Below are 12,338 nucleotides of genomic sequence, written 5' to 3'. Positions count from 1 at the left end.
CGGTCTGCGGGCGGGGCTCGTGGGTCGCGTGCGACGCAGCCACGCAACGAGCGTGGCAGGCGGCACCGGTCGATCACGGCCGACCGCCCAACGGTACGCGGTGGGCTCCGCCACGGGCAAATCCCCGCAGCCGGCCGTGGCTCGGAGCGCTCCTGGCCGGAGTGACCCACTGGTACACCCCCGTGGACCGCGTGTTGCTGCGGGAGGACGACGGTTGTTAGCGTCCACCCTTCGGGCCGAGCGCGGGACCGGAGGCGTCCGGCGCAGGCCCGACGGCATTGCACAAGCTGTGGACAAAGGTGTGGACAACTCCACCCCGCGTCCAGACCGGCACTCAGATCGGCACCCAGATCGGCGTGCCGTGGCCGGACCAAGGGACGGAGCACCGCGAAGCGTGGACGGGCACGACACCGAGGCCGGCAGCGACGGCAGCCAGACCGGCCAGCTGCACTCCCTGTGGCCGGGGATCGTCGACAACCTCCCGCCCAACCAGCGGATGTGGCTCACCTCGAGCCGCCCGCTGATGCTCGCGGAGAACACCGCGGTCGTCGCGGTGCCCAACGAGTTCACCCGCAACCAGCTCGAGGGCCGGCTGCGCACCCGGATCGAGGACGCGCTCACCGACCGGCTCGAGCGCCCGGTCCGGCTCGTGGTCAGCGTCGACACCGCGCTGCAGGACGTCGCCGCCCCGCCGCCCGCCGACGGCGCGACGGGCACGCGCGACGGCGCCGCGGCCCCGGCCCCCGACGAACAGCACCACGCCGAGCGCGCGGGCACCATCAGCGAGCTGACCCGCGGCGCCCACCACGTCTCGCCGTACGCCGACAAGTCGACTTCTCGACCTAGCGATTTGTCGACACGGAGCTCGGCGTCGCTCACCACGGGGATCCCCGACAGCCCGCTCAACCCGCGCTACTCCTTCGAGACCTTCGTGATCGGGTCGTCCAACCGCTTCGCCCACGCCGCGGCGGTGGCGGTGGCCGAGGCGCCCGGCAAGGCCTACAACCCGCTGCTCGTCTACGGCGACTCCGGGCTGGGCAAGACCCACCTGCTGCACGCGATCGGGCACTACGTCCGCAACCTGTGGACCGGCGCCAAGATCCGCTACGTCTCCTCCGAGGCCTTCACCAACGACGTCATCAACGCCATCAAGGACGCCAACACCGCGGCGCTGCAGCGGCGCTACCGCGACGTCGACGTGCTCCTGGTCGACGACATCCAGTTCCTCGAGGGCAAGCAGCAGACGCAGGAGGAGTTCTTCCACACCTTCAACACGCTGCACAACGCCAACAAGCAGATCGTCATCAGCTCCGACCGGCCGCCCAAGCGGCTGATCCAGCTCGAGGACCGGCTGCGCAACCGCTTCGAGTGGGGCCTGCTCACCGACGTGCAGCCGCCCGACCTCGAGACCCGCATCGCGATCCTGCGCAAGAAGGCCGCCGCCGACCGGCTCTCCGCGCCGGCCGACGTGCTGGAGTTCATCGCCTCGCGGATCCAGACCAACATCCGCGAGCTCGAGGGCGCGCTGATCCGCGTCACCGCCTTCGCCAGCATCAACCAGCAGGAGGTCGACCTCTCACTGGCCGAGATCGTGCTGCGCGACCTCATCCCCGAGGGCGGCGAGCCCGAGGTCACCGCCGGGCTGATCATCGCCCAGACGGCGTCGTACTTCGGCTTCCCGATCGAGGACCTCTGCGGCCCCAGCCGCACCCGCGCCCTGGTCACGGCCCGTCAGATCGCAATGTACCTGTGCCGCGAGCTCACCGAGCTCTCGCTGCCCAAGATCGGCCAGCAGTTCGGTGGCCGCGACCACACCACGGTGATGAACGCCGACCGCCGCATCCGCAAGGACCTCGCCGAGCGGCGTACCACCTTCCACCAGGTCACCGAGCTGACCACGCGCATCAAGCAGCAGGCAAAACAAGTTTGAGCGCCGCGGGTGAGGCACGAACCCGCGAGCAGCGCGAAAGGTCGAGGAGCGTCGACCCGGACCCGACGAAGGAGGAGCCGGGTGACGCGTCTCGAGACCCCGTACGCCGAACGCCCACCGTGGGCACGTACCGCGGAGACCTCACCGGGTCTCGAGACGGTTGCTGCGCAACCTCCTCGACCACCCACCCCGCCTCGGGTGGTCGAGGAAGGCGCGCGGCGCCTGTCCCGGGTGGTCGAGGAAGGCGCGCAGCGCCTGTCTCGAGACCCCGTACGCCCAGCGCCGACCGTGGGGACGGACCTCGGCCACCTCACCGGGTCTCGAGACGGTTGCTGCGCAACCTCCTCGACCACCCGTGGCGGCCTCGGCCGCGGAGCCGAACTACAACGCTGCAAGATGTGTGGTTCACCGGGCGCGTCCGTGGAGCCGGTTGCGGACGGGCTGTGGACAACCGGGTCGCCCGACGCACAGGCCCGTCGCCGAACCACAGGAACGTGTGGTTCGCCCACGCCGTCGTCCACACGTCGTCCACCGACGGGCATCGGCGCTGACCTGCGACGACGGGCGTCGTCCACAGAATCCACCGCGCCTACTACGACGACTGACATCCAGAGCATCCCTCGTAGCCCAACCGTCAGACCGGCCCTGGGCTGTGGACTGCGGGTGAGGCGTACCGGGCCGCGACGACGCCGTGGCAGGATGCTGCCCCCGACCACCAACGACGCACTCCTGCGAGGACACCTGTGAAGTTCCGCGTTCCCCGTGACGTCCTGGCCGACGCCGTCGCCTGGACGGCTCGTGCGCTGCCCGTCCGTCCGAGTGCGCCCGTGCTGGCGGGGCTGCTGATCGAGGCGGGGCCGCTCGACGACGACCAGGGCGACGGGCTGCGGCTCTCCACGTTCGACTACGAGACCTCCGCCCGGGCGACGCTGCCGGCCGAGGTGGGCGAGGAGGGCACGGTGCTCGTCTCCGGGCGGCTGCTCTCCGACATCTGCCGCAGCCTGCCCGACAAGCCGGTCGACGTGAGCGTCGACGGCGCCAAGGTGACGCTGGTCTGCGGCTCGGCGCGCTTCAGCCTGCAGACGATGCCGGTCGAGGACTACCCCACGCTGCCCGAGATGCCGCAGGCCCGCGGCACCGTGCCGAGCACGGTCTTCGCCCAGGCCGTCAACCAGGCCGTCACCGCCGCCGGCCGCGACGACATGCTCCCGGTGCTCACCGGCGTGCGCGTCGAGCTGGAGGGCGAGTCGATCGCGATGCTCGCCACCGACCGCTTCCGGCTCTCCCAGCGCGAGCTGACCTGGTCGCCGGGCACCCCCGACGTCGAGGCGGCCGCCCTCGTGCCGGCCAAGGTGCTCTCCGACACCGCCAAGGCGCTGACCGGCGGCTCCGAGGTCTCGATCGCCCTGTCGTCCCCCGGCTCCGGTGGTGCCGGGGAGGGCATCATCGGGTTCGAGGGGTCGGCGGGGTCCGGCGGCACGCGGCGTACGACGACGCGGTTGCTCGACGGCGAGTTCCCCAAGGTCAGGTCGCTCTTCCCGACCGAGCACCTCACCGTCGCCCGGGTCGACCGCAGCGCCCTGGTCGACTCGGTCAAGCGCGTGGCCCTCGTGGCCGAGCGCAACACCGCCGTGCAGCTCGCCTTCTCCGACGGCGTGCTCACCCTCGACGCCGGGTCCGGCGAGGAGGCGATGGCCAGCGAGTCGCTCGAGGCCCACGTCACCGGCGAGGACCTCACCACGGGCTTCAACCCCGGCTACCTGCTCGACGGCCTCACCGCCCTCGAGCAGCCGGTGGTGGAGCTGGCCTTCACCCAGTCGAGCAAGCCCGTCGTACTCTCGGGCGTGGACTCTCTGGACGGCCAGGCCGACGACAGCTTCCGCTACCTGCTGATGCCGCGCCGGCTGCTGTCCTAGAGCCTCCTCACCGCCCCCGCACCGACAGACGAGGAGCCCCTGCATGCACATCGGACTGATCGGCCTCGGCAGGATGGGCGGCAACATGCGCGCCCGCCTGCGCGACGGCGGCCACACCGTGGTCGGCTACGACCGCAACCCCGACCTGGCCGACGTCGACAGCCTCACCGCGATGGTCGAGGCGCTGCCGACGCCCCGCGTGGTCTGGGTGATGGTCCCCTCGGGCGAGCCCACCCGCCAGACGATCCGCGAGCTGGCCGGGCTGATGGGCGAGGGCGACCTCGTGGTCGACGGGGGCAACTCGAAGTACACCGACGACGCGGTCAACGCCGAGCTGCTCGCCGAGCACGGCATCGGCTTCGTCGACTGCGGCGTCTCCGGGGGCGTCTGGGGTGCCGAGAACGGCTACGCCCTGATGTACGGCGGCGCCGAGAGCGACGTCGAGAAGGTCAAGCCCGCGCTGCTGACGCTCAAGCCCGAGGGCGACTACGGCATGGTGCACGCCGGCCGCAAGCCGGGCGCCGGCCACTTCGCCAAGATGGTCCACAACGGCATCGAGTACGCGATGATGCAGGCCTACGCCGAGGGCTGGGAGCTGCTCGAGGCCACCGACCTCGTCGAGGACGTCCCGCACGTCTTCGACTCCTGGCGCGAGGGCACCGTGATCCGCTCCTGGCTGCTCGACCTGCTGTGCGCGGCGCTCCACGACGACACGCACCTCGAGCAGATCCGCGGCTACGCCGAGGACTCCGGCGAGGGTCGCTGGACCGTCGAGGCCGCCATCGACCACGCCGTGCCGATGCACGTCATCGCCGCGTCGCTCTTCGCGCGCTTCCAGAGCCGCCAGGACGACAGCCCGGCGATGAAGGCGGTGGCCGCGATGCGCAACCAGTTCGGCGGTCACGCCACGAGGGCGGAGGCGCCTCCGAGCACCGCCGACCTCGACTCGCCGGCCGACCACTAGCCACACGGGCCCGTGCACGTCTCGCACCTCTCGCTGCACGACTTCCGCTCCTACGACACCCTCGAGCTGGGCCTGGAGCCGGGCGTCACCTCCCTGCTCGGCCGCAACGGCCAGGGCAAGACCAACGTGGTGGAGGCGGTCGACTACCTCTCCCGGCTGAGCTCGCACCGCGTCTCGGGCGACCAGCCGCTGGTGCGGCAGGGCGCCGAGCGCGCCGTCGTCCGGGCCGCGGTGACGCGGGAGGGCCGCAGCGCGACCCTCGAGGTGGAGATCAACCCGGGCCGGAGCAACCGGGCGCGGGTCAACCGCGCGGCGCTGCCACGCGCCCGCGACCTCGTCGGCCTGGTGCGCACGGTCGTCTTCGCCCCCGACGACCTCGCCCTGGTCAAGGGCGACCCGAGCGAGCGCCGGCGCTTCGCCGACGACCTGCAGGTGCTGCTGACGCCCCGGTACGCCGGCACCCGCGCCGACTACGACCGTGTGCTCAAGCAGCGCAGCTCGCTGCTGCGCACCGCCCGCACGCGGGGCGGGTCCGCCGCCCAGGGGATGCTCGCGACCCTCGAGGTCTGGGACGAGCGGCTCGCGGCGCTGGGCGCGGAGATCATGGTCACCCGGGCCGCGGCCGTCGAGCAGCTGGTGCCGCTGCTGGGCAAGGCCTACGAGGCCGTCGCGCGGGGAGCCCGGCGCGACGACGCCGTCGTGACCTACCGCCCCAGCTTCGAGATCGCCGACCTGACCGTGGTCGCCGACGTCGAGCAGGCGCTGCTGGCGGAGGTCGCGCGGCGGCGGCAGGACGAGATCGACCGCGGCGTGACCCTGGTGGGTCCGCACCGCGACGACCTGCTCTGCACGCTGGGCGAGCTCCCGGTGAAGGGCTACGCGAGCCACGGCGAGGGCTGGTCCTTCGCGCTGGCGCTGCGACTGGCGTCGTACGAGCTGCTGCGCCAGCCGGGCGACGACCCGATCCTGGTGCTCGACGACGTCTTCGCCGAGCTCGACGCGACCCGCCGCGAGCAGCTGGCCGAGCTCGTGGCCGGCGCCGAGCAGGTGCTGGTCACGGCCGCGGTGGCCGACGACGTGCCCGAGGCGCTGCGCGGACGCCGCCTCACCGTCGCCGACGGGCAGGTGACGCCCGATGGGTGAGGAGGAGCCCCGCGGGCGTCCGGCGGTCGAGCCTGTCGAGACCCCGGACGAGTCGCACGACGAGCCCCACGACGAGGCCGGGCTCGACCTCGCCAAGCAGGTGGCGCGCGGCCTGGCGGGACGCACCGGGGAGCGGCGGCGGCGCCCGGGCCGCCAGCTGTCGGCGCGGCGTACGGAGGGCCAGGGCGCCACCGCCGACGACCGCGAGCCCCAGCCGCTGGATGACTCGCTCGGCCGGCTCGTCTCCGACCAGGGCTGGGAGACCGAGCTGCGCGTGCACGGCGTCTTCGCCCGGTGGGAGGGCATCGTCGGCCGGGAGGTCGGCCAGCACGTGCGCCCGGAGTCCTTCGCCGACGGCCGGCTCACCTGCCGCACCGAGTCGACGGCGTGGGCCACCCAGATGCGCCTGCTCGCCCCCGACATCGTGCGCCGCCTCAACGAGGTGCTGGGCGACGGCACCGTGGAGGTGATCGACGTGCGCGGCCCGCGCTCGCCGAGCTGGACCCGCGGGCGGCTCCGGGTCAAGGGCCGGGGGCCCCGCGACACCTACGGCTGAAAAGCTCCCAGGAGCCACTGGGAGCCCGACGGCCGTACCCGACCTTGCGTCGAGAGCCGCCAGGCGCCAGAAAGCCTGTCCACAGGGCTCCTCCGACGTGATCCGGGGCGTCCCGGGAGGTAGGCTGTCACGAGGTCGCCGACCGCTGTGTGAGGCGACCATCGTGCTGTCTCGAGCAGAGAAGAGGACCTCCCTCCGTGTCCGACCTTCCCGTCGACCCGACCCCCGTGCCCGGCGAGATCCCCGCCGACCACCCCGCAGCCCCGGAGGTCGTCCCGGCCTCGATCATCGAGGGCCACTCCGTCGCCGACGGCAGCTACGACGCCAGCGCCATCCAGGTCCTCGAGGGCCTGGAGGCGGTACGCAAGCGACCCGGCATGTACATCGGCTCGACGGGCGAGCGCGGCCTGCACCACCTGATCTGGGAGATCGTCGACAACGCGGTGGACGAGGCGCTGGCCGGCCACTGCGACCGGATCGTGCTCACCCTGCTCGCCGACGGCGGCGTGAGGGTCGAGGACAACGGCCGCGGCATCCCGACCGACACCGCGGCCGGGCAGGAGCTGCCGGCCCTGACCCTCGCGCTGACGGTGCTGCACGCCGGCGGCAAGTTCGGCGGGGGCGGCTACAAGGTCTCCGGCGGCCTGCACGGCGTGGGCGTGTCGGTCGTCAACGCGCTGTCGTCCCGGTTGGTCGCCGAGGTGAAGAATCGAGGGCACCTGTGGCGCCAGTCCTTCGCCGTCGGCGTGCCCGAGGGGCCGCTGGAGGAGGTGCGCGCCCTGGAGCCCGGCGAGAGCACCGGCACCACGATCACCTACTACCCCTCGCCCGACATCTTCGAGACGACGCAGCACTCGCTGGAGACGATCACCGCGCGGATCCGCGAGTACGCCTTCCTCAACAAGGGCCTCGAGATCGTCGTCCGCGACGAGCGTCCGGAGGCGGCCAGCATCGTGGAGGCGGTCCAGGACGGCACCGTCGACAACGAGGTCGACCAGGCCGAGGACGACGCGGTCCGGGCGAGCGAGGCCGGCGGCATGGAGCGTCGCTTCTGCTACCAGCGCGGCCTCGTCGACTTCGTCGAGCACCTCAACAGGCGCAAGCAGGTGGCCACGCCCAGCATCATCAGCTTCGAGGCCGAGACCGCCGAGACCTCCGAGAACCACATGAGCCTCGAGCTCGCGATGCAGTGGAACACCTCCTACAACGAGTCCGTCCACACCTTCGCCAACACCATCAACACCCACGAGGGCGGCACCCACGAGGAGGGCTTCCGGGCGGCGCTCACCTCGCTGGTCAACAACTGGGGCGAGACCTGGGGCCTGATGAAGAAGCCCGAGGACCGCGTCAAGGGTGACGACATCCGCGAGGGCCTGACCGCGATCATCTCGATCAAGCTGGGCGAGCCCCAGTTCGAGGGCCAGACCAAGACCAAGCTCGGCAACACCGAGGCCAAGGGCTTCGTCCAGCGCATCGTCAACGACCAGCTCGGCGACTGGATGGAGAAGAACCCCGCCGAGGGCAAGGACATCGTCCGCAAGGCGCAGGCGGCGGCGCAGGCGCGGGTGGCGGCGCGCAAGGCCCGCGACCTCGCCCGCAACCGCAAGGGCCTGCTCGGCGGCGGCGGCCTCCCCGGCAAGCTGAGCGACTGCCAGTCGCGCAACCCCGAGGAGTGCGAGGTCTTCATCGTCGAGGGCGACTCGGCCGGTGGCTCCGCCCGTCAGGGCCGCGACCCGCGGATCCAGGCGATCCTGCCGATCCGGGGCAAGATCCTCAACGTCGAGAAGGCCCGCATCGACAAGGTGCTGGCCAACACCGAGGTCCAGGCGATCATCTCCGCGCTCGGCACCGGCGTGCACGAGGAATTCGACCTGGCCAAGCTGCGCTACCACAAGATCGTGCTGATGGCCGACGCCGACGTCGACGGCCACCACATCAACACGCTGCTGCTCACCCTGCTGTTCCGCTTCATGAAGCCGCTCATCGAGCACGGCTACGTCTACATGGCGCAGCCGCCGCTCTACCGGTTGCGCTGGAACAAGCCGGCCGAGCACGAGTTCGTCTACTCCGACGCCGAGCGCGACGCGCTGATGGCCGACGGCCTCGCCCAGGGCAAGAAGCTGCCCAAGGAGAACCCCGTGCAGCGCTACAAGGGGCTCGGCGAGATGAACGCCGACGAGCTGTGGGAGACCACGATGAACCCCGAGGGTCGGCTGATGCTCCAGGTGACCCTGGACGACGCCGCCCACGCCGACGAGATTTTCTCGATCCTCATGGGCGAGGACGTCGAGCAGCGGCGCAGCTTCATCCAGCGCAATGCCAAAGACGTCCGCTTCCTCGACATCTAGGACCTCTGAGACCACATGACTGAGACGACCAGCAACCTCGGCGGCGACGGCGGGGGCGACGGCGGCGGTGGCCGCATCGAGCCCATCGAGCTGCAGACCTCGATGCAGCGCTCCTACATCGACTACGCGATGGCGGTCATCGTCGGGCGGGCGCTGCCCGACGTGCGCGACGGCCTCAAGCCGGTGCACCGCCGGGTGCTCTACGCGATGTACGACGGCGGCTACCGCCCCGACCGCGGCTACTCCAAGTGCAGCCGCGTCGTCGGCGACGTCATGGGCCAGTACCACCCCCACGGCGACTCCGCGATCTACGACACCCTGGTCCGGCTGGCGCAGCCCTGGGTGATGCGGGCGCCGCTGATCCAGGGGCAGGGCAACTTCGGGTCGCCGGGCAACGACGCCGCCGCGGCGATGCGGTACACCGAGTGCCGCATGGACCCGCTCGCACTGGAGATGGTGCGCGACATCGAGCAGGACACCGTCGACTTCCAGCCCAACTACGACGGCCGCTCGCAGGAGCCGACGGTGCTGCCGTCGCGCTACCCCAACCTGCTCGTCAACGGCTCGGCGGGCATCGCGGTCGGCATGGCCACCAACATCCCGCCGCACAACCTGCGCGAGGTGGCGGCCGGCGCCCAGTGGGCCCTGGACCATCCCGATGCCTCCCGCGAGGAGCTCCAGGACGCCCTCGTCGAGCGGATCAAGGGCCCGGACTTCCCCAACGGCGCGACCATCGTCGGCCACACCGGGATCGAGCAGGCCTACCGCACCGGCCGCGGGTCGATCACCCAGCGCGCCGTGATCGAGGTCGACGAGGACCGCTCGGGCCGCACCATCCTGGTCATCACCGAGCTTCCCTACATGGTCAACCCCGACAACCTCGCGCTGAAGATCGCCGAGCTCGCCGACTCCGGCCGCGTGCAGGGCATCGCCAACGTGCAGGACGACTCCTCGGGCCGCACCGGCCAGCGCCTGGTGGTCGTGCTCAAGCGCGACGCGGTGGCGCGGGTGGTGCTCAACAACCTGCTCAAGCACACCGAGCTGCAGACCAACTTCAGCGCCAACATGCTCGCGCTGGTCGACGGTGTGCCGCGCACCCTGACCATCGACCAGTTCGTCAGCAGCTGGGTGGCCCACCAGGTCGACGTCATCCAGCGGCGCACCCGCTTCCGGCTGCGCCAGGCCGAGGAGCGGGCCCACATCTTCCGCGGCCTGGTCAAGGCGCTCGACATGCTCGACGACGTGATCGCGCTGATCCGTCGCAGCCCCGAGGTCGACGACGCCCGCCAGGGCCTGATCGAGCTGCTCGACATCGACGAGCTGCAGGCCAACGCCATCCTCGACATGCAGCTGCGGCGACTGGCGGCCCTGGAGCGGCAGAAGATCATCGACCAGCTGAACGAGCTCGAGCTGCTCATCGCCGACCTCGAGGACATCCTGGCCAAGCCCGAGCGGCAGCGGCAGATCATCGGCGACGAGCTCGCCGCGATCGTCGACAAGTACGGCGACGACCGTCGCAGCCAGATCGTGGCGGCCGAGGGCGACATGTCGATGGAGGACCTGATCCCCGACGAGGACCTCGTCGTCACCATCACCCGCGGCGGCTACGCCAAGCGGACCCTGGCGAGCAACTACCGCACCCAGCGGCGCGGCGGCAAGGGCGTGCGCGGGGCGCAGCTGCGCGGCGACGACGTCGTCCAGCACTTCATGGCGACCTCCAACCACCACTGGCTGCTCTTCTTCACCACCGCCGGGCGGGTCTACCGCACCAAGGCCTACAACCTGCCCGAGGCGTCCCGCGACGCCCGGGGCGGTCACGTCGCCGGGCTGCTGAGCTTCCAGCCCGACGAGGAGATCGCGCAGGTCCTGGCGATCCGCGACTACGAGCAGGCGCCGTACCTCGTGCTCGCGACCCGCAACGGCCTGGTCAAGAAGACCCGGCTCGGCGACTACAACAGCCCGCGCCAGGCCGGGGTCATCGCGATCAACTTCCGCGAGGACGACGACGCCCTGATCGGCGCCGAGCTGGTCTCCGAGGGCGACGAGATCCTGCTGGTCTCCCGCAAGGGCCAGGCGATCCGCTTCCCCGCCGACGACAGCCAGCTGCGGCCGATGGGCCGGGCGACCTCGGGCGTCACGGGCATGAAGTTCCGCGAGGGCGACTCCCTGCTGTCGATGTCGGTGATCCGCGCCGAGGTCGTGCGCTCGGAGGAGGGCGACCCCGACCTCAACCCGCAGTACGTCTTCACCATGACCGACGGCGGCTTCGCCAAGCGCAGCCGCATCTCCGACTACCGCACCCAGTCGCGCGGTGGCCTCGGCATCAAGGCGATGTCGCTGAGCAACGAGGACCGCGGTGGTCTGGTGGGCGCCTTCATCGTGGTCGACGGCGACGAGATCCTCTCGATCACCTCCGGCGGGCAGGTCGTCCGCAGCCCGATCGACGACCAGTTCCGCCCCACCGGCAGGTCCACCATGGGCGTGAAGTTCGTGTCGCCCAAGGCCGGCGACGAGGTGGCCGTGGTCGCCCGCAGCGTCGAGCGCGACGCCGAGGTCGAGGAGGCCGTCGAGGCCGCGGTCGAGGCCGAGGCCGACTCTGGGGAGTCGGCCGCTCCCGCTGCCGAGGAGCTCGCCGACCCGGCCGCTGAGGAGCAGGGTGACACAATCGCCGACGAGACCGATGCTGGCGACGAGCCCGAGGAGGGCTGATGGCCGAGGGCGAGAAGCCGACGAGCCGCACCGACGACCGACCGGTCCTTCCGCCACCCCCGGCGGCGCTGACCCAGGCCGAGGAGGCCGCGGCCGCCCGGGAGGCCGAGCGCGAGCGTGTCCGGGCGGAGAAGCAGCAGGCCAGAGACCTCAAGGCCACCCAGAAGGCGGAGCAGAAGGCCGCCCAGAAGGAAGCGCAGGCCCAGAAGGTGGCTGCTGACAAGGCGGCTGCCGACCGCGCCGCTGCCGAGCGGGCGGCCGCGGAGCGGGAGCGGGCCTCGCAGGAGCGTCCGGCGGAGCGCACCGCGCAGCAGCCGGCGGTGCCGGCGGCGGCTGCGACGTCGGGGCGGGGCAAGGCCACGGCGGCGCCACGGCGTACGCGCAAGGCGCAGCTGCGGCTGGTGCAGGTCGACGCCTGGTCGGTGATGAAGACGTCGTTCCTGCTCTCCATCGCGCTGGGCATCGTGCTGGTGGTCGCCGTCGCCATCATCTGGGCGGTGCTGGGCGCCGCCGGCGTGTGGGAGTCGATCAACTCGATCGTGCAGCAGGCGGTCGGCAGCGAGGACGGCCCCGCCTTCGACGTCACGCAGTACGTCGGCACCTCGCGGGTGCTCGGCTTCGCGATGATCGTCGCCGTCGTCGACGTCATCCTGATCACCGCGATCGCCACCCTCGGCGCCTTCCTCTACAACCTCTCCGCAGCGCTCCTGGGCGGCGTCGAGGTCACCCTGGCCGAGGACAGCTGAGCCGTTTTGTCGACGCTGTCGGGCGT

Annotated in this window: 8 protein-coding genes; all 8 read left to right on the top strand. The window is 71.5% G+C overall.

Features of this window, described 5'->3' with window-relative positions; genetic code table 11:
- Positions 1-394: 394 nt before the first annotated feature.
- The 8 genes from dnaA (at position 395) to IG63_RS20495 (ending at position 12,312) form a co-directional block, all read left to right on the top strand.
- Entirely contained in the window at positions 395-1,930 is a 1,536-nt protein-coding gene (dnaA, locus tag IG63_RS0106875) for a chromosomal replication initiator protein DnaA (RefSeq protein WP_030483635.1), read from the top strand.
- Between the two features lie 743 nt (positions 1,931-2,673).
- Entirely contained in the window at positions 2,674-3,846 is a 1,173-nt protein-coding gene (gene dnaN / locus IG63_RS0106870) for a DNA polymerase III subunit beta (RefSeq protein WP_030483634.1), read from the top strand.
- A 43-nt stretch (positions 3,847-3,889) separates the two neighbouring features.
- A complete protein-coding gene (gene gnd / locus IG63_RS0106865; RefSeq protein WP_030483633.1) occupies positions 3,890-4,810 on the top strand; it encodes a phosphogluconate dehydrogenase (NAD(+)-dependent, decarboxylating) in 921 nt (306 codons plus the stop codon).
- A gap of 12 nt (positions 4,811-4,822) precedes the next feature.
- The gene (gene recF, locus IG63_RS0106860; protein WP_030483632.1) at positions 4,823-5,953 is read left to right on the top strand and encodes a DNA replication/repair protein RecF; all 1,131 of its coding nucleotides are present in this window, start codon (positions 4,823-4,825) and stop codon (positions 5,951-5,953) included.
- Positions 5,946-6,509 carry a DciA family protein gene (locus IG63_RS0106855; RefSeq protein ID WP_030483631.1) on the top strand — a complete coding sequence of 188 codons (564 nt, stop codon included), beginning with the start codon at positions 5,946-5,948 and terminating at the stop codon, positions 6,507-6,509. The genes recF and IG63_RS0106855 overlap by 8 nt, the downstream gene beginning before the upstream one ends.
- 197 nt (positions 6,510-6,706) lie before the next feature.
- Positions 6,707-8,857: a DNA topoisomerase (ATP-hydrolyzing) subunit B gene (gene gyrB, locus IG63_RS0106850; RefSeq protein ID WP_425411772.1), complete on the top strand. Its 2,151-nt coding sequence runs from the start codon at positions 6,707-6,709 to the stop codon at positions 8,855-8,857.
- Between the two features lie 15 nt (positions 8,858-8,872).
- The gene (gyrA, locus tag IG63_RS0106845) at positions 8,873-11,566 is read left to right on the top strand and encodes a DNA gyrase subunit A (protein ID WP_084596783.1); all 2,694 of its coding nucleotides are present in this window, start codon (positions 8,873-8,875) and stop codon (positions 11,564-11,566) included.
- Positions 11,566-12,312, top strand: coding sequence for a DUF3566 domain-containing protein (locus IG63_RS20495; RefSeq protein WP_084596781.1), 747 nt, complete (start codon positions 11,566-11,568; stop codon positions 12,310-12,312). Before gyrA ends, IG63_RS20495 begins: the two co-directional genes overlap by 1 nt.
- Positions 12,313-12,338 lie beyond the last annotated feature (26 nt).

Source organism: Nocardioides aequoreus (assembly GCF_000720335.1).
Taxonomy (GTDB): Bacteria; Actinomycetota; Actinomycetes; order Propionibacteriales; family Nocardioidaceae; genus Marmoricola; species Marmoricola aequoreus.
The sequence above is the reverse complement of the archived record's forward strand: the minus strand, read 5'-3'. Positions and strand labels throughout refer to the sequence as shown.

What these genes read in the sequence shown, in the direction of transcription:
- gnd (WP_030483633.1), top strand. Translation starts at nt 3,890, where the DNA reads ATGCACATCGGACTGATCGGCCTCGGCAGGATGGGCGGCAACATGCGC.
- IG63_RS20495 (WP_084596781.1), top strand. Translation starts at nt 11,566, where the DNA reads ATGGCCGAGGGCGAGAAGCCGACGAGCCGCACCGACGACCGACCGGTC.
- IG63_RS0106855 (WP_030483631.1), top strand. Translation starts at nt 5,946, where the DNA reads ATGGGTGAGGAGGAGCCCCGCGGGCGTCCGGCGGTCGAGCCTGTCGAG.
- gyrA (WP_084596783.1), top strand. Translation starts at nt 8,873, where the DNA reads ATGACTGAGACGACCAGCAACCTCGGCGGCGACGGCGGGGGCGACGGC.